We start from the raw sequence: 19,384 nt of genomic DNA on the forward strand, positions 1-19,384 counted from the left end.
TTTCAATTTGTATGCATTTTTCCAAACAAACAGTTTGTACGTTTTATCACATGTTGTTCAGTCGTTCTAGCACCTCTTGATAAACTGGGATAATGTTTCCTAAATCACGACGATAAATGTCTTTATCTAAATGGTCACTCGTAGTACTATCCCATAAGCGACATGTGTCTGGTGAAATTTCATCGGCAAGAATCATTTCTCCATCCGCCGTCTTTCCAAATTCAACCTTAAAATCGATTAAGCGAATGCCGATTTTTTTAAACATCTCCACTAAGACTGTATTAATTTCTATTGTTTGCTTTTTAATTTCTAAAATCTCTTCTTTAGTTGCGATCCCAAGCACAAAAATATGCTCATCATTCATAAATGGATCATCTAATTTATCTTTTTTATAATAGAATTCAAGGACGGGAAACGGTAAGTCAGTTCCTTCCTCTACACCAAAGCGTTTTGAAAAACTTCCTGCTGATACATTACGAACAACTACTTCCAAAGAAATCATCTCAACTCGTTTTATTAATTGTTCGGTTTTTGATGTTTCTTTAAGATAGTGATTTCCTATTCCTTTTTCAGCTAAATACTCAAATATACGACCAGTAATCTGATTGTTTAATCTGCCTTTGCCTTCAACCTTATCCTTTTTCAAGCCATTTAAAGCTGTTGCTTGATCTAAGTACTCTGCGAGAAGAACATTTTCTTGGTTTGTTGCATATATCTTCTTAGCTTTGCCAGTATAGAGTAGTTCGTTTCTTTCCATTATCCCATTCCTTCCTATACACGAACATTAATTTGATTATATTAGTAATTCATTCGCTTTTATTGTATCACTCTGTATTTTATTGTCAATACGAATGTATCTTTTTATTTTAAAAAAAGATTGGAACAATCCTTCCAGTCTTTTATCTTACTCGATCAAACCAACTCTTTTAAAAATAGCATCAACATGGCTCAAGTGATACTGATAATCAAAGGCTTCATCAATATCTTCTTTAGATAATTTGGACATAATAGTCGTGTCTTGTTCTACTAATAGACGAAAAGGTGTCTGGTTATCCCATGATAAAGCTGTTTTCGGCTGTACCAAATCATAAGCTTCTTCACGACTCATACCTTTATCAATTAATTTTAGCAACACTCGTTGGCTATAAATTAAACCAAATGTGGCATCCATGTTGCGAAGCATATTTTCAGGAAAGACTGTCAAATTTTCTACAATAGTGGCAAATCGATTTAACTGATAGTTCACTAACGTTGTAGCATCTGGCAAGATGATTCGTTCTGCAGATGAGTGCGAGATATCCCGTTCGTGCCACAATGTTACATCTTCATAAGCGGTTAGCATATAGCCACGGATAACCCGTGCAAGACCAACTAGATTTTCAGAACCAATCGGGTTTCGTTTATGTGGCATAGCTGATGATCCTTTTTGCCCTTTTGCGAAAAATTCTTCTACTTCACGAGTTTCTGATTTTTGAAGACTGCGTATTTCAGTAGCAAAACGTTCCACACTTGTTGCGATCAATGCCAATGTTGCAACATATTCAGCATGAAGATCACGAGGCAGCACTTGCGTTGAAATTTCTTGCGCTCTTATATCCAGTTTTTCACAAACATATTTTTCCACAAAAGGGGGAATAGTCGCAAACGTACCGACTGCACCGCTCATCTTACCAGCCTCCACACCTTGCGCAGCATGTTCAAAACGGTTAATATTTCGTTTCATTTCTGAGTACCACGTAGCTAATTTTAAACCGAATGTCGTCGGTTCAGCATGAACACCATGTGTGCGCCCCATACAGACCGTTTTTTTGTGTTCTTTCGCTTTATTCCCAATAACTTCCAATAGTTTTTGTAGGTCTTTGCGAATAATATCATTCGCTTGTTTTAACTGGTAGCCATAGGCTGTATCCACAACATCAGTACTTGTTAAGCCATAGTGTACCCACTTTCTTTCTTCCCCCAATGATTCAGAAACAGAACGCGTGAAAGCTACAACATCATGTTTTGTTTCTTTTTCAATTTCTAAAATACGGTCGATATCAAATGTTGCATGTGCACGAATTTTTTTAGCATCTTCCAATGGAATATCACCTAAAATAGCCCACGCCTCATCTGCTAAAATCTCAACTTCCAACCAACAATTGTAGCGGTTTTGCTCTGACCAAATTTCTGCCATTTCAAGACGAGTATAACGTGTAATCATTTTAACTTATTCCTCCATTCCAAATATTCGTATCCTCTATTTCTTTTAACGTCTTTTCTAAGTCATCTGTTAAAATTGTGATGTGTCCCATTTTTCTATCTGTAGAAGATTCATCTTTTCCATAATAATGAAAAGACCAATCCGGTTTTCTCTCACGAAGAGCTAAACTATTTTTTACATGTTGGCCTAATATGTTGACCATAATGACAGGTGACAGTAAGCGTGCTTTTGGCATCGGTAACCCAGTGACTGCTTGGATATGGGCATCGAATTGAGAAAGAGACATCGCTTCGATTGAATAATGACCTGAATTATGTGGGCGAGGTGCCAATTCATTGACGTAAATTTTATCGTCTTTTGTCAAAAATAGTTCAATTCCCAATGTTCCAACCAGTTGCAACGTATCAGCAATCTGTTTAGCAACCTTTACTGCCTTGTCATTAACAGCGGATGAAATCCGAGCAGGAACAAGAGATTCGTGCAAAATATTGTGTATATGGATATTTTCAGAAACAGGAAAGAGAGTCGTTTCTCCTTTTTGGTTGCGGACAATCATCACCGATAGTTCTTTCTCAAAAGGTACCCAAGCTTCTAGAACACAAACTGTATTACAGACTAACGATTCCGCCTCTTTTTTATCCGCTTCTGATTTTAAAACCAGTTGTCCTTTACCATCGTACCCAAAACGGGTGGTCTTCAAGACGCTGGGATAACCAATTTTTTCAATAGCGACATCCAACTCTTTTTTTGTCTTTACTATTGAAAAAGGAGCAATCAAAACTCCAGTAGATTCCAAAAAGTGTTTCTCTTTGATACGATCTTGTGACATGCTCATTGTTTCACTACCTTGAGGGACAAACGTTATATCCTTAATAGCTTTCAAAGCTTTCGCATCAATATTTTCAAATTCAAATGTTACAACATCTGATTTTTTTGCTAGTTCATTAATAGCTTTTAGATTTGTATAGTCAGCACAAATATGCCAATCTGCTACTTGCGCTGCCGGACAATTTTCAACTGGATCTAAGATACCAACCATAAAACCCATTCGTTTTGCTGATTGAGCCATCATTCTTCCTAGTTGCCCACCTCCAATAATCCCAATAGTCTCTCCTGGTTTCAGCACTTTAGACAAGATCTTCACTACTTTCCATTGCTGTTTGTTTTTGGTATTCACGTCTACTTTCTAATTTTTTTATTAATGTTTGGTCTTCGATAGAAAGAATTTGAACAGCCAGTAAACCTGCATTTATCGCTCCAGCTTTTCCAATTGAGACAGTAGCAACAGGTACACCACCCGGCATTTGAACGATTGATAACAAGGAATCTATCCCACTCAAAGCACTGGATTGTATCGGAACACCGATAACTGGTAGAGTAGTTTTCGCCGCAAGCATTCCTGGCAAATGTGCTGCACCACCTGCTCCCGCAATAATAACTTTTATCCCTAATTTTCTTGATTCTTCAGCAAAAGTAAACATTAAATCAGGTGTTCGATGTGCTGATATTACTTTTTTTTCATACATTATATTAAATTCATCTAAAATCAAACAACTTTCCTTCATCGTTTCCCAATCAGAAATACTTCCCATAACAACAGAAACAACTGTATTCATTTTATTCTCCTCCAGTCCATTTTTCAGTTTTAATATAGCATATCAATCCTTGTAAATACAAACATTTTTTAAAATAAATTATTTTTCGTTCGTTTTTAAACTAATTATTTTATTTAATTCCGCTTTTCACAATCTTAAAGCCTCATAATTATTATTTTCACCTATAAAAAAAGCTTCGTAAAAAAGTACCAAACGGCACCGTTTTACGAAGCTTTCTTATAAAATAACTCTCAAAAAATAAAAATTAGCTCTTTAGAAATCCCCTGTTTTTTCTTGATAAGTCTGTAGCTCATACATATCAAAGTAGGCTCCTTTTTTATCAATCAATTCATCATGGCTACCTTGTTCAACAATTTCACCATTATTTAAAACTAGAATTTTATCTGCGTCTTTAATCGTAGACAAGCGATGAGCGATAATCAATGATGTCCGATTTTTACGCATATTGGCTAGACCTTTTTGAATCTTTCCTTCTGTTTCTGTATCAATGTTCGCTGTTGCTTCATCTAAGATTAGAATGCGTGGCGAACGTAAAATCGTTCTAGCAAAACTAATCAACTGTTTTTCACCAGCAGATAAACTTGCTCCTCGTTCGATCACTTTTGATGCATAGCCCTCTTCCATCTCAGAAATAAAGTCATCTGCATAAACAAATTCTGCTGCATGTTTAACTTCTTCATCTGTGTATGAAGCATCGTACATCCGAATATTATCTGCGATCGTTCCATAAAACAAGAAACTATCTTGTAAGACTAATCCCATTTCACTTCTTAGTCCCTCTATCGATAAATCCTTCAAAGAATGACCATCAATAGTAATTTCACCTTGATTGTATTCATAAAAACGCATTAATACGTTGATGATTGAACTTTTACCTGATCCCGTTTGACCAACTAAAGCAACTGTTTGACCAGGTTTTACCTCGAAACTAATGTTACGCAAAACCTGTTTTTTACCATCATATGAAAAACTCAAATTTTTAACTTGGATATGTCCATCGGTAATCCATTCATTTTTTTCTTGTATGGACTGAGGTGCAAGCTCATCACTCTTCAGTAGTTCTTGAACACGATGCCCAGCGACAATTCCATCTTGTAGAGAACTTAAGCTATTCATCATTTGGCTAATCGGTTGAAAGAATGAACGAGAATAAGCTGTAAATGCATACACTAATCCAATATCAACAGCACTTGAGTTGAAATCTTGGTACCCAAAAATAAGCAGGACAATTACTAAAGCAACTGCTTCAATCACGTGGATTGCTGGCGCCAAAAGTAGAGCATTCATGCTGTACATCGAGCGGCGAGAAGCGACATACTCTTGATTAATTTCATCAAATTCTGCTATGAAATTCTTTTCTTGATGGTATTTTTGAATGATACTCATGCCACTAATCGATTCGCTTAAGCTAGCATTTAACTGACCCAATACCAATCTCATTTGACTGTAAACAAGGGTACTTTTTTTACGATAAACACCCGCCATCCAAATAATAAAAGGAATAAATAAAAGGAAAACCAACGCCATCCGCCAATTCAATGCAAACATCGCAACCGTTATAGCGATAACACTGAATAATCCATTAGAAATATTTAAAAAGACTGTCCAAAATTCTTTAATTGTTTCTGTGTCATTTGTTACTCTAGAAACAACTGTACCAGCAGGTGTTTGATCAAAATACCGCATACCCAACGATCCAACTTTTTCATATAAACGGTTTCGGATATTTCCTACTGTTCTCTCTGAAGCAGTATTAAAAAGAAAGTCTTTTCCGTAAGAAGAGGTTGCTTTAACCAGTGTTAATACACCATAAAAAACGACCACGCGAATTGTAATTTCCATCGTTGCTGTTCCCTTTGATAAATAGGTATCAATATAGCGCTGAATGATGATTGGCAAATACGCAGCAACTGAGGAACTTAAGGCTAAAAAGATAAATGAAACGATAAAAAGAAACTTATATGGTTTTGCAAAACGCATGAGGGTAAGTAAAACCTGGCCTGATTCTTTAGTCGAAAAGGCTTTTTGTTGTTTTTTGGCCATTACATTCCCTCCCCGTCTAATTTTTTCTCGAGCTGTTGTTTTTGATACATATCATTGTACCAACCATTTATTCCAATGAGTTGTTGATGAGTTCCACGTTCACTCATTTTACCTTTTTCCATCACGATTATTTCATCTGCATGCATAATGGAACTGATTCGATGAGCAGAAATGATGGTTGTTTTGTTTCTTCTTTCCTGTTTCAGTAAGCTCAAAATAGTTTCTTCTGTTTGTGCATCTACCGCCGAAAGGGAATCGTCTAAAATTAAACACTCTGGTTCGACAGCTAGTGCTCTAGCAATAGCAATACGTTGTTTTTGTCCACCAGATAAAGAGACACCTCGTTCGCCAACTTTTGTATCGTATCCTTCAGGAAATTCTAGAATATCTTCATGAATATTGGCTAGTATTGCATAATTTTCAACTTCTTTTTGAGATAATGTCGGGTTACCGAATCGAATATTCTCGCGAATCGTTGTTGAAAATAAGAAGTTTTCTTGTGGTACAATAGCGATACCTTTTTTTAATGACTCTAAGGTATAATCTTTTATATTAATACCATTATATAAAATATTCCCTTCATACTGATCGTAATCACGCAACAACAATTTATACAACGTACTTTTTCCAGAACCTGTTCGACCAACGACTCCTAACATTTTCCCTTTTTCTAGTTGAAAAGAAATATCTGTCAAAGCAGGATGCCTATCATCTGGGTAAGTAAATGACTGAATAGCAAAGTCAATATCTCCATCTAACGATTGATCGTAAGCATTTGTTGTTTCTACAATAGAAGGAGTGTAAGCTAATAAATCTTCTACTCGATCATAAGCAGCGCTGCCACGTTCTAGCGTATTGATGAGGCCGCCTACAGCTAATAAAGGCCACTGCATCATACCGATATAACTGATAAAAGCAACTAAATCACCAATAGAAATCCGACCAGTTTGCACGAAATTCCCGCCAACTAATAAAGCAATTACGTACGTTAATCCCATGATTATTTCGATACTTGGACTCAAAGCCGCTTTTAATTTATAAACGCGTTGGTTTTTATCCACAACCTTTTGTGTTTCTTCTTTGAATGCTTCAAAATCTTCTTTTTCTTCACCAAATGTCTTAAGGACTTTCATCCCCGTAACACTTTCTTGCACATGATTATTCATTGAAGAAAAAGCTTGCAATGCGCCGCGGTAACGAGCATGAATCATTTTTCCTAAGTAGGTTGAAACAATAATCAAAATTGGTAAGGGTAAAATAGAAAAAAGAGTTAATTTCCAGTCAATGAAAACAAACATTGAAAAGAGTGTAATACCGCCTAATGATAAAGCATCTGTTAAGGTTAAAACACCATCAGCTGCAACAAAGCGAATCGCTGCTAAATCATTGGTAGCGTGGGCCATCAAATCTCCAGTACGGTATTTTTGATAAAATTCTGCATCCATACGAGTGAAAAATGTAAATAAACGATTACGCAATAAAGACTCAATCAATGTCGAGTTACCAAATAATGCCATCCTCCAACCGTATCGTAAAACATACATCACAAGCGAGAAAACAAGAATAAGAGAAACAAAAAAAAGTAATATCTTCCAATTTAACGTTCCTGCTATAAAGTGGTCAATAATGGTACCAATAATAATTGGGTTTAGAACCTGTAAAATAGCACAAATAATTAAAGCAACTACACCAAACGTATAACTTTTCCAGCGTAGTTTAAAAAACCAACCGTATTTTTTAAACGTATCAAACATTTATTTCATTCCTTTCGATTTATCCTTCATAAGACTAGATAGGATTTCTTCTTTTTTCCATAGAAAAAGCAAATAGAATAAAAACTTCCTATTTGCTTTTAATAAGAGTTTGTTGCATTATATTATTTTTTAGCCAATAGCCGTAGTTTTTACTGAAGCCATTTTAATAGTCTCTGTTACTAATTGATCCATTTTCATTTCATTTAACGAATAATGATGCCATGTTCCTGTTTTTTCTACGGTCACTAATCCGGAATCTACTAAAACTTTTATATGATGAGATAAGGTTGGCTGTGTGAAATCAAATTGCTCAAGAATATCGCAAGCGCATAATGCTCCATAAGAAAGCATGTCTATTATTTTGACACGTTTCGGATCAGATAAGGCCTTCATAACTTTTGCATAAGCTTCATAATCCATACTGAATCCTCTTCTCAGTTTATTTTACCATTGTTCTAATATAGATGATATTCTATCTATCTGCAACTTTTTTTCACTAATTCTATAGTTATTTTTTTTCATACGGCTTAAACGACAACTTATAGTCTTTTGTTAACTGTAGTGCCGCCGAAAACGTTTGTCCATCTTTTTTCTTGAAACCTTTCAATACGCGTGTTTCTTTCGTCCGAATTAAATTTTTAATCATTGATTCAGATAGTTCTTTTCCAACATACCGTTTTGGAAGGGTAAAGGTGCACCCATTACTATACCCACTACAGCCATACAATTTGCCTTTATCTAGTATCGATTGTCCACACATCGGACAGTTGGCAATCATTTGCTTGGTTTGATTAGTAGTCGTGTCATGCATCGACCAATCTTTCTGTTCCATTACTTGGATACTTGACTGGAGTGTATGACGAATAAATTTCTGAATGGTCGCTAAGAAGGCTTCTTGAGTACCTTCTTCATTTTTTATTTTCTTTAAATACGTTTCCCACTTAGCGGTCATCTCAGGACTGCTAAGCAACGTATCTGCTACTGCTTGACAAAGTATAGTACCTTTTTGAGTAACACTCACTTCATTTTTTTGACTGATGATATAATTTTGTTTCTTAAGCGTTTCGATGACATTCGCTCTAGTTGCTTCTGTCCCTATGCCTTCTGTTGTTTTCAATATTTCTTTTTCTTCTTTGTTTTCTAATTCTCTGCCACATGTTTTCATCGCTGTAATCAACGTGCCTTCTGTATAAAGCTTTGGAGGTGTCGTTAACCCTTCTGCAGTGGACAAATCTGCTTCAACCACTTCATTTTTTTGGACTACAGGCAACTCAGTTGGTTCTTTTTTTTCTGAACTTTTGCTAGTCATATATTCTAACTTACGCCAGCCTTTATCAATAATAGTCCTGCCTTTACTCGTAAAAGGCAATCCCTTGATATCGACTGTAATCGTTGTTTCATCGTATTTAAAGTCTGTTTCAAACATGGCTAACGTTCGCTTTAAAATAGTAACATAGATATTTTTTTGACTGCTAGTCAGCTTAGCTAATTCTTTTGGTGTAGCTATTTTTTTAGTCGGGATAAGAGCATAGTGTTCCTGGACTTTTGATCCATCAACGTAGCGTTTTCGTTTACTTGTATCGGGTTTTTTAATTGTGTAGTCTAAGACACTTTGGTAGTCCGCTATTCTTTCGACAAGGTAATGAAACTCTGAGTCAGTAATATGACGGCAATCACTTCGTGGATAACTGACTAGTTTCGCTTCATAGAGAGTCTGAACGTGTTTTAATGTATCTGCTGGACTTATTTTATATTTTTTATTTATCATACTTTGTAAATCACTTAATGAAAATAAAAGAGGAGAAGGTTGAGAGATATGTTTCATTTCAACAGCGGAAATCAATCCAGGATTACTAGGGAGTAAGTGGTGCTCTTTTATTAACTCTTGCAACTCTTTTTTTGTAGTGAACTTTTTAGAGTATTTAGCTTTAAACAGTCCATTCTTAGCTTTTATATTGGCATACATCTCAAAAAAAACTTCTGGAATAAAGTCTTCTCTTTCTTTTTGCCGACTATAAATCATGTACAGTGTGGGCGTTTGAACACGGCCTACACTAAATACACCTTCATTAATGCCTTTTTTTTGCAAGGAAAGTGTGTACATACGAGATAAATTAATGCCGACTAACCAGTCACTAATTTGTCTAGTTTGTGCTTCGATATAAGTAGAGTACAATTCTTTTCCATCTCTTAAATTAGAGAATCCTTTTTGTATTTCCTCTGATTCGAGTGAATTAATCCATAAACGCTTGATTTCTTTATTGCCAACTTTTGCCTGATTGATAATCGAACGGGCAATGCTCTCGCCCTCTCGATCGCTATCAGTAGCAATGATAATTTGGTCAGCTTCTCTTAATAATTTTTTTATTACATTGAATTGTTTTGCTTTTCCTGACCCTACTTTAAATTTAAACGTTTCTGGAAGAATCGGCAATTCTTTCATACTCCACTTTTTCCACTCTTCTTTGTAGTCTTCTGGCGAAGCTAGTTCAACTAGATGGCCAAATCCCCAAGTAATGATTGTATTAGACGAGTTTAACATGATGTAGCCATCTTTTTGTGAAAAATTCCCGAAAGATTCAGCGTAAGCTTTTGCTTGAGAAGGTTTCTCTGCAAGAATTAACGTCATTTCCATTGCTTATTCGTCTCCTTTTAGTTTTTAGTATACACTCACCTTTATTTTCACTCTAAATCCTGTGTACTCATTAAAGGATTTATTTTTAGCTTTTTATTTTTTAACTCTAAAGTCTGTATAATGACGATAGGACTAAGTATCCACTTTATTTAATTGGTAGATGTCTATTTTACCATTTTTTCTACTACTCTTTACATTTAATCAAAAAGATTCTTTTTGATTTTTCTGATGTTCTTCTTTTAGAAAATGGCTCTTTATAGTTTTATATTTCAGACCTCCTATTCTCTCAAATATTACGCGCAAATAGATATTACCCACTTTTATTGTTCATTAGAAAAAAATGCACTCAACCTATTCTCCTAGCGATTATAAGATTGTTAAGATAAAAGAGTGAAAAAACAGTCCCTACTTCCGTTTTACCGGTTGTATGGACTGTTTTTTAGTGCGTTCAATTTAACCATTGTTGGTTAATTGATTTAAATGAAATTCTAGATGCTCCTCGATAAAAGTCGCTATCGTATAGTAACTATGATCGTGACCTTTTTGCATACGAAGTGTCAATGGATAATCCTTTTCTTTTGCAAGCACAACTAATTTATCTGGTTGCAGCTGTTTTTCGTAAAAGGTGTCGGCATCTCCTTGATCAATTAGGATTGGAATTTTTTTACCACTAACTTTTTTCATTAAGGCTAGTGCATCCCATTCAACCCAACTGTTTTTTTCACTGCCAAGGTATTCACCAAAAGCTTTTATACCCCAAGGAACTTGACTAGGGTTAACAATCGGTGCAAAAGCAGATATCGACTGGAATCGTTCTGGATTACGTAGACCGATGACTAAAGCACCATGTCCACCCATGGAATGTCCAGAAATAAACTCTTTACCCGTTAACCCAAACTGCTCACGAGCAATAGTGGTTAATTCTTTAGTAATGTAATCATACATATTGTAATTCTTTGACCAAGGTTCTTGGGTAGCATTAAGGTAAAAGCCTGCCCCTTGTCCCAAATCATAATCTTTTGAATCCGCGATACTTTCTCCTCTTGGGCTCGTATCTGGCATAATCATAGCTACACCTAATTTTGCTGCTGCTTTTTGTGCACCCGCTTTGTGTGTGAAGTTATCATCTGTACATGTCAAGCCTGACAACCACCAAAACAAAGGTGGATTAGGAAAGGTTTCTTTATCTGGTAAAAACAAACTAAACGTCATTGGACAACTCAGCGTAGTAGAGTCATGACGGTATTTGTATTGTACTCCATCAAAACTAGCGTGTTCTTCAAGCTGTTCTAACTCTTGCATCGTTCTTTTCCTCCTCTAGTTCACTTTGACAGAATGGGTTAATGGTAAGAAAGTACTGTTCGGATTGACTCACCCTTATGCAATAAGTCAAATGCTTCATTAATTTTTTCAAACGGCAGTGTATGTGTAATAAATGGGTCTAATTGAATATCGCCGCTCATCGCTTCCTCGACCATTCCTGGTAATTCTGTACGGCCTTTTACGCCGCCAAATGCAGAACCGCGCCAAACTCGTCCAGTAACCAGTTGGAAAGGTCTCGTACTAATTTCTTCTCCAGCTCCAGCTACACCGATGATGACACTTTCTCCCCAACCTTTGTGGCAACATTCTAGTGCCGAACGCATGACGTCTACATTTCCAATACATTCAAAACTGTAGTCTACTCCGCCACCCGTCATTTCAACAATCACTTCTTGAATTGGACGATCGTATTCTTTTGGATTAACAAAATCTGTTGCACCTAACTCTTTAGCTAACTCAAATTTATCTGGATTTGTATCAATCACAATAATGCGCCCAGCTTTTTGTTTAACCGCTCCTTGAATAACTGCTAAACCAATAGCACCTAAACCGAAAATAGCAATTGTATCTCCTTGGGTTACTTTAGCTGCATTCGTTACTGCGCCTATTCCAGTTGTTACTCCACAACCTAATAAACAAACTTTTTCTAATGGTGCTTCTGGGTTCACTTTTGCTAAAGAAATTTCAGAAACGACCGTATATTCACTAAACGTGCTTGTACCCATATAATGATAAATTGGTTCGCCTTTGTATGAGAAACGAGTTGTGCCATCAGGCATTAAACCTTTACCTTGTGTCTCTCGGATAGCTTGGCATAGATTGGTTTTACCTGATAGACAGAATTTACACTTGCCACATTCAGGTGTATACAAAGGAATCACATGGTCCCCTGGTTCAACAGATGTAACGCCTTCACCAACTTCTACAACAATTCCGCCACCTTCATGACCTAAAACTGCTGGAAAAACACCTTCTGGATCCGTACCAGATAAGGTATATGCGTCTGTATGACAGACAGCCGTATCCGTAATTTTAACTAATACTTCCCCTTTTTTAGGTCCTTCTACATCTATCTCTACTATTTCAAGTGGTTGTCCTGGTCCAAAAGCTACCGCTGCGCGTGATTTCATTTTTTTAATCTCCTTTTATGCTTGTTTTTATTTTCATCGACTGTTTCTTTTAAAAAATACTTTGTAGCTGAATCATACCACGCCTATAGTGTTGCGACAACTTGATTGCTTTTCACGAATGGATTAAAATCAGACTAAAGCCGGTAGAAAATCTATGTGTAAATGGTATACTGTTTACCGATACGACAAAGAACAAGAAAAAGAAAGAGGCGAAAAAAATGAGAAATAGTCGATTGAAATTCCAGAAATTCATGATTGGAAGATACGGCATGGATAAATTTTCAATGTTTTTACTATATACAGGATTAGCTTTAGTTTTTTTATTTAACCTATTTAATTTACAAATTGGCGGATTTATCGGCTGGATAGCCATTATTATTAGCTATTCTCGTGCTTTATCTAAAAATCGCCCAAAACGCTACATCGAAAATCAAAAATATTTAACTCTTAGTCGTCGTTGGAAACAAACGTTTAATCAAATACGCAATAAATTTTACCAACATAAACAATACAAATACATGACTTGTCCCAATTGTAAAAAGAAATTACGCGTTCCGCGAAAAAAAGGGAAAATAAAGATTACCTGCCCACATTGTAAAGAAAAATTCATTAAAAAAACTTAACCATTCATCATCATACTATCTAGGAGGATGTCTATGAAACAGTTCATCTCACAAACAGAACTGATTGAACAGTTTTCTGATACTAGCGACTTACTACTACTAGACGCTCGTGCAGAACTAGCCGATGCTTTTGCGGGACGAAAACTTTTTAAAACAAGTCATCTTCAGCAAGCCCAATTCGTTTCGATGGAAGAAACAATGACTGGTAAAATTAGTGAACACGGTGGCAGACATCCACTACCCAACATGGAGACTTTTATTGAAGCTATGAAAAAACTTGGTATGAAAGATTCATCCCTCGTTGTTATTTACGACGATGGATGTTTAGCTATGGCTGGAAGACTTTGGTGGCTATTAAAATATGCGGGTAAAGGTAATGTCTACGTATTAGAAGGCGGTATGAAAAAATGGTTGGATAATAATTTAGCTGTGACAACTCTCATAACAAAACCAATAGTCTCTGACTGTTTAAGTTTAAACCTAAACCATTCTCTTCTTGTTGATGTTGATGAAGTTAAAGAAGCCATCTACTTAACAGATACAGCTATCGTAGACTCTAGAACATATGAGCGCTACTCAGGTCAAGTAGAACCTTTAGATAGTAGACCAGGACACATTCCTAGTGCATTCAATTATCCTTGGACAGACTTAATGAATGAAGGACAGTTCTTAAATAAAGTTGAATTAAAAGAAAGATTTAAGCTTCTTTACGATTATAAAGAAGTGATTGTTCATTGTGGATCCGGTATAACAGGTACGGTTAATCTTCTTTTTATGGAAGTAATCGGTCTAAGACCAAAACTTTATCTAGGTGGATATAGCGATTGGGTTAGCTATGAAAAGAATAAAGTAGAGATAAATCATTAATTTTAGGTTTTATAAATACATCGAAAGTAGGTTGACTACTTGGCTAGTGTTGCTTTTGTTCTTATTAGCTGGATTCTGAGTTTATTCACCTTCAAAAAATAATTATTCAAGCTTTTAAGAAATCACTTAGCATGGAAATAGTTAAATCAATCTATTCTTTTCTGTTTTTTGCATCCGAATAGTTAGTCATTTGATGTTATTATTTCAAGAAGCTTATTGCGTTCGTTTTTTAAATTAATGCAATCAAAAAAGATTAAACGAAGCTATGTCTCTCCTAAAGTCTATTTACTGACTTTAATTGGAGAAGCATACGAACGTTTAATCTTTTTTATTTACTACATAAATTTCAGAACAAAATAAAAAATGAAAATCCCTGTTAATAGATACATTATTTTAGAAACTGATTTATATTTTCCGGTACTTACTTTAAGGAATGTATAGAAAGAAAAACCCCATCCAATTCCATCAGCGATGTTAAATGTTAAAACCATCATTAATACCATTAAGATAGCTGGAAAGTACTCTGTAAAATCCATAAAGTCAATATCTTTTAAATTACCTGCTACTAACAGTGAACCTACGATGACAAGTAAAGCAGAAATAACAGCTAGCGGAATAAGGGCAATAAAAGGAATTAAAAAAATTGTAAAAAGGAAATAAATCCCAACCAAAAATGAGGTTAGTCCAGTCTTTGCTCCTACAGCTATTCCCGTTGCACCTTCCGCACTTGTACAGGTAGAACTACAGCCTAAAACACTTGCCATAACAACAGATAAACCATTTGCTTCCAATGTTTTCTTCAAAACAGCCGGATCTTCAGAATTCAAGAAACTGATTTGTGTCCCTAGATTTTGAAAAACTACTAGAATTAACAATGAAAAAACGGCAATCCAGTAATTAACAGAAAGAATACTAGAAAAATCAAACTGCAAAATAAACGGTTCGAGTGATTGCGTATCAATCAACGAATAAGAAAAAGAACTAATATCTGTAACACCTAAAAAGATAGACACAATTACTCCAAATATAATTGTCAGTAAAAAGTTTCCTCTTACGTTTTTAACAAATAAGAATAATCCCATTAATAAAGTAGCTAACATTGTTAACGGAATCGGTTGAAAGATATTATTTAACGCTACAATCGTGTCTGGCGAAGAAACAATAATTTCACTGTTTTTCAAGCCTAGGAAGATTAAGAAGAAACCAACCCCAGCACTCATTCCTTTAATCATCGTCGCTGGGATTGCACGTAAAAGCAGACCTGTTACTTTAAAATACGTCAACAGGAAAAAAATCATCCCGACAATAAAAACAATCGATAAGCTTTCTTGCCAAGTAAAGGCAAATGCCCCTACTAAGATATAAGTAAAGAAAGCATTATCGCTCATTCCTGGAGCTAAAATTAAGGGAGATTTAGCATACAATCCCATTAAAATATTACTAAAGGCTGTTGTCAAGATTGTTGCAATCATAACGGCGTTATAATTCATCCCTGTTTGAGATAAAATTAAAGCATTCACCGCTACTATATACACAATAGAAACAAAGGAAGTAATACTGGCTTCTACTTCCGTTTGCAAGGTACTACCACTTTCTTTTACTTTAAAAAATTGTTGCACTGTCGTCATTATCTCACACTCGCATCATAGTGAATTCCTAGTGCCTTTGGTGCACGAGTTTTTCTACCAGTGAAGATAAGAGCTAATAAAGTAACAAGGTATGGCAACATATAGAATACTTCAGTTGGAATAGAGCTTGCAAAATCTAGAATCTGAATTTGATCTTTGATCGCTTGTGCAAATCCAAATAATAATGCACCGGATAAGACACCATATGGATTCCAACGTCCTAAGATAACTGCTGCAATCGCAATATAACCTTGTCCTGCAATCGTGTTAAAAGAGAAGTTACCGTTTGTTGTCAAAACAATTGTTGCTCCACCTAATGAAGCAATTGAGCCACTCATCATAACAGCCCAAAATTTAATTTTCATCACATTAATTCCTGCTGTATCAATAGAACCTGGATTTTCTCCAACGCCTCTCAAACGCAAACCTAATGACGTTTTGAAGAAAACAAAGCCAATTAAAAGGACAGCTGCAAAAGCAATGTAGGTTGTAGGATAAGACCTAAAAAGAGCTTTACCAACTATCGGAATATCTGATAGAAAAGGGATAGAGATTTTTGAAAACATATTTTTTAATCGTGGTGTTTCTGCTGCTCCATCAAATAATAATTTGACTAAGAAAAACGTAACATTAGCTGCTAGTAAGTTGATAACAACCCCACTAATAACATGATCCGCTTTATATTTCAGCGTTGCTAAAGCATGCATCCCTGAAAAAATTGCCGTACAGATAAATGCTGTTAGCAGACCAATGAAAGGACTCAATCCTCCCAGCCCAGCTGATTCAGCATAGTACGCTCCAACTGCTGAAAAGAATGCTCCAGAAACCATGAAACCTTCAATTCCTAAGTTGATTACGCCTGCTCTTTCACTCAGCATACCGCCTAAGCCACCAAATAGTAAGGCTGCTGCAAAAATCAAACTTCCACTTATAATATTAGCCGTCATTTTACTCTACCTCCTTTTTAGGCGCCTTTTTTTTAGGTAATAACGCTTTAACGATTCCAGGAGCTGCTACAAAGAAGATAATGAGTGAAATAACGATTCCGATAATTTCACTTGGTACTCCTGCACCAAATTGCATTCCTTGTGAACCATAATCTAATGCTCCGATTAAGATACCTGATAAGGTTGTTCCTAATGTTGAATTGCCACCTAATAGAGCAATCGCAATTCCATCAAATCCAATACCACTTGTAGAGGATACAATAGCCACATAACCATAAACACCTAGTGTATCTAACGCACCAATCAGACCACCCAGTGCACCAGAGATAAACATTGTCCGAATTAAAATTCCATTTACCTTCATACCTGAATAATTTGCTGCATCAGGATTTAATCCAACTGTTTTGGTTTCATAACCCCACCGTGTCTTTTCGAAGAAATAATAGAATGCAAAGACAACAAACGGAATGATTATAAAGCCCCAGTGAATACGTGCACCACCAAATAATGTATTTAGTGAAGGAAACCCAATGCTCGCAGACTCTTTAATCAAAGAAGAACGTGCTGTCCCTTCTTGTGCTGCAAAACTCTTAATTAACATATGACTCAGATACAATGCAATATAGTTCAACATAATTGAACTAATAACCTCATTAATTCCAAATTTAGTCTTAAGACTAGCAATCAGAACTCCCCATAAACCTCCAGCTATTATACCGACTACGATAGCAACAATGCCATGTATAATAGGAGGTAAATCAATTAACGTACCAACTAAAAGAGAACTAACGGCTCCCATAATAATTTGTCCATCAACCCCGATGTTAAAAATACCCGCTTTACTAGCTACTGCGACTGCAAATCCACTTAAAATAAGCGGAATAATCGCACGAACCGTTTCACCCATATCATAAACTGAACCAAATATCTTTAAGACTAATGATTCATAAGCTACTATTGGATTATATCCACCAATTAACATGACGATTGCTCCAATAAAAAGCGCAATGAGAATAGCGACTAACGGTATAGTAGCTTGACTACTCTTCAAATTTTTTCTTATTTTTTCCATAGTCTTATTCATCACCCGATCCTTTACCAGCCATCATTAGACCTAATTCTCTATCATTTGTTTCAGTTGGTTTTGTTTGTCCAACGATTTGGCCATCAAAAATAATGTCAATTCTATCTGATAACGTTAATATTTCTTCTAACTCAAAAGAAATAAGCAACACTGCAACACCTTTGTCTCGTAAACGAACAACTTGACGATGAATAAAATCAATAGCCCCAATATCTAGTCCTCTTGTTGGTTGGACAATGATTAAAAGTTCTGGATCGCGACTGATTTCTCTTGATAAAATAACTTTTTGCTGGTTTCCACCAGACATACCGCGTACAATTGTATACTCGTTTTCAGCACGAACATCATAATTCTTCATCGCTGCTCTTGCTTCTTCATACATTAACGCTTTATTTAATTTAATTCCTTGGTTGTATTTTTCTTTGTAATATTCAATTAAGATTAAATTTTCTGCAATATCATTCTCTAATACTAAACCATGCTTGTGTCTATCTGCTGGCACATAACTAACTCCGGACTCATAGATCTCACGAGTCGATTTATCTTTTTGAGATACACCGTTAATTAGGATATCGCCTTCTTCAAAATCACGCATTTTTATAATAGCTTCTGCTAATTCCATCTGCCCGTTTCCATCTACACCAGCAATCCCAACGATTTCACCGGCGGCAACGGTTAAATTAATGTTATTTAAGACTTTCTTTTTACTTGAACTTAACATCGTTAGATTTTTGATTTCTAATACATTTTGCTTAGGATTATAGGCTTCTTTATCAATTTCGCGTGAAATATTTTTACCTATCATCATCTCTGCAAGTTCTTCTTTATTGGAATCCTTTATATCAACCGTAGCAATGTATTTCCCTTTACGAATAATGGTACATTTATCTGCTACTTTCATAATCTCATTCAACTTATGTGTGATTAAAATAATGGATTTGCCTTCTGCTACTAATTTTTGCATTACTTGCAATAATTCACCAATTTCATCTGGTGTTAATACCGCTGTCGGCTCATCAAAAATCAGCAAATTCGCTCCACGATACAAACATTTCAAAATTTCAACTTTTTGCTGCATCCCTACTGGTAAATCTTCAATTTTACTATTTGGGTCTACTTTTAAACCATATTTTTCGGAAATATTTTGAACTTCTTTAACCGCTGCTTTCATGTTTAAGCGGATACCATCCTTTGGTTCCATACCAATAATGATATTTTCTGTCACAGTAAAGTTTTCAATTAATTTGAAATGTTGATGAACCATCCCGATGCCTAAATGAATCGCATGGTTTGGATTTTCAATTTTTGTTTCATTTTCGTAAACAGAAATACTGCCTTCTTCAGGTTGATACATGCCAAAAACAACATTCATTAAAGTCGATTTCCCTGCGCCATTTTCGCCGAGTAAGGCGTGGATTTCTCCACGTCTTACTGTCAACGAAACGTCATCATTAGCAACAAAATTTCCGAATTTTTTTGTAATATGTTTTAATTCTAATACTTTTTCAACTCGTTTTTGTTCCATAGTATG

General features: G+C 35.6%; 16 protein-coding genes. 2 read left to right on the forward strand and 14 right to left on the reverse strand.

Features of this window, described 5'->3' with window-relative positions; genetic code table 11:
- Nucleotides 1-46: 46 nt before the first annotated feature.
- The 10 genes from purC to ACMHYH_RS09150 form a co-directional block, all read right to left on the reverse strand.
- Nucleotides 47-757 carry a phosphoribosylaminoimidazolesuccinocarboxamide synthase gene (purC, locus tag ACMHYH_RS09105; RefSeq protein WP_414839089.1) on the reverse strand — a complete coding sequence of 237 codons (711 nt, stop codon included), beginning with the start codon at nt 755-757 and terminating at the stop codon, nt 47-49.
- A 147-nt stretch (nt 758-904) separates the two neighbouring features.
- Complete coding sequence (gene purB / locus ACMHYH_RS09110; protein ID WP_414839090.1) at nt 905-2,203, reverse strand: adenylosuccinate lyase; 1,299 nt, start codon at nt 2,201-2,203, stop codon at nt 905-907.
- A 1-nt stretch (nt 2,204) separates the two neighbouring features.
- Nucleotides 2,205-3,338, reverse strand: coding sequence for a 5-(carboxyamino)imidazole ribonucleotide synthase (gene purK, locus ACMHYH_RS09115; protein WP_414839091.1), 1,134 nt, complete (start codon nt 3,336-3,338; stop codon nt 2,205-2,207).
- On the reverse strand, nt 3,331-3,819 hold the full coding sequence (gene purE / locus ACMHYH_RS09120) for a 5-(carboxyamino)imidazole ribonucleotide mutase (RefSeq protein ID WP_414839092.1): 489 nt from the start codon (nt 3,817-3,819) through the stop codon (nt 3,331-3,333). Before purE ends, purK begins: the two co-directional genes overlap by 8 nt.
- Before the next feature lie 252 nt (nt 3,820-4,071).
- Complete coding sequence (locus ACMHYH_RS09125; RefSeq protein WP_414839093.1) at nt 4,072-5,862, reverse strand: ABC transporter ATP-binding protein; 1,791 nt, start codon at nt 5,860-5,862, stop codon at nt 4,072-4,074.
- A complete protein-coding gene (locus ACMHYH_RS09130; protein WP_414839094.1) occupies nt 5,862-7,616 on the reverse strand; it encodes an ABC transporter ATP-binding protein in 1,755 nt (584 codons plus the stop codon). Before ACMHYH_RS09130 ends, ACMHYH_RS09125 begins: the two co-directional genes overlap by 1 nt.
- Nucleotides 7,617-7,745: 129 nt before the next feature.
- Entirely contained in the window at nt 7,746-8,036 is a 291-nt protein-coding gene (locus ACMHYH_RS09135; protein WP_414839095.1) for an ArsR/SmtB family transcription factor, read from the reverse strand.
- A gap of 88 nt (nt 8,037-8,124) precedes the next feature.
- Nucleotides 8,125-10,251, reverse strand: coding sequence for a DNA topoisomerase III (gene topB, locus ACMHYH_RS09140; protein WP_414839096.1), 2,127 nt, complete (start codon nt 10,249-10,251; stop codon nt 8,125-8,127).
- Nucleotides 10,252-10,704: 453 nt separating this feature from the next.
- Nucleotides 10,705-11,553 (reverse strand): S-formylglutathione hydrolase, encoded by an 849-nt coding sequence (gene fghA / locus ACMHYH_RS09145; RefSeq protein ID WP_414839097.1) that lies wholly within the window; start codon nt 11,551-11,553, stop codon nt 10,705-10,707.
- 38 nt (nt 11,554-11,591) lie between these two features.
- Nucleotides 11,592-12,704 (reverse strand): S-(hydroxymethyl)glutathione dehydrogenase/class III alcohol dehydrogenase, encoded by a 1,113-nt coding sequence (locus tag ACMHYH_RS09150; RefSeq protein WP_414839098.1) that lies wholly within the window; start codon nt 12,702-12,704, stop codon nt 11,592-11,594.
- A gap of 218 nt (nt 12,705-12,922) precedes the next feature.
- On the opposite strand from ACMHYH_RS09150, the gene ACMHYH_RS09155 reads away from it, so the two are divergent.
- Both ACMHYH_RS09155 and ACMHYH_RS09160 read left to right on the forward strand, forming a co-directional pair.
- On the forward strand, nt 12,923-13,327 hold the full coding sequence (locus ACMHYH_RS09155) for a hypothetical protein (protein ID WP_414839099.1): 405 nt from the start codon (nt 12,923-12,925) through the stop codon (nt 13,325-13,327).
- A 33-nt stretch (nt 13,328-13,360) separates the two neighbouring features.
- Nucleotides 13,361-14,194 (forward strand): sulfurtransferase, encoded by an 834-nt coding sequence (locus ACMHYH_RS09160; protein ID WP_414839100.1) that lies wholly within the window; start codon nt 13,361-13,363, stop codon nt 14,192-14,194.
- A gap of 335 nt (nt 14,195-14,529) precedes the next feature.
- Here ACMHYH_RS09160 and ACMHYH_RS09165 read toward each other — a convergent pair whose 3' ends face one another.
- Genes ACMHYH_RS09165 through ACMHYH_RS09180 form a run of 4 tightly spaced genes read right to left on the reverse strand, consistent with a single transcriptional unit; the run spans nt 14,530 to nt 19,378 of the window.
- A complete protein-coding gene (locus ACMHYH_RS09165) occupies nt 14,530-15,822 on the reverse strand; it encodes an NCS2 family permease (RefSeq protein ID WP_414839101.1) in 1,293 nt (430 codons plus the stop codon).
- Nucleotides 15,822-16,769 (reverse strand): ABC transporter permease, encoded by a 948-nt coding sequence (locus ACMHYH_RS09170; protein WP_414839102.1) that lies wholly within the window; start codon nt 16,767-16,769, stop codon nt 15,822-15,824. The genes ACMHYH_RS09165 and ACMHYH_RS09170 overlap by 1 nt, the downstream gene beginning before the upstream one ends.
- A 1-nt stretch (nt 16,770) precedes the next feature.
- The gene (locus ACMHYH_RS09175; protein WP_414839103.1) at nt 16,771-17,853 is read right to left on the reverse strand and encodes an ABC transporter permease; all 1,083 of its coding nucleotides are present in this window, start codon (nt 17,851-17,853) and stop codon (nt 16,771-16,773) included.
- Nucleotides 17,846-19,378: an ABC transporter ATP-binding protein gene (locus ACMHYH_RS09180; protein ID WP_414839104.1), complete on the reverse strand. Its 1,533-nt coding sequence runs from the start codon at nt 19,376-19,378 to the stop codon at nt 17,846-17,848. The genes ACMHYH_RS09175 and ACMHYH_RS09180 overlap by 8 nt, the downstream gene beginning before the upstream one ends.
- Nucleotides 19,379-19,384 lie beyond the last annotated feature (6 nt).

This window comes from Carnobacterium sp. TMP28 (genome assembly GCF_047553015.1).
In the GTDB taxonomy this organism is placed as follows: Bacteria; Bacillota; Bacilli; order Lactobacillales; family Carnobacteriaceae; genus Carnobacterium_A.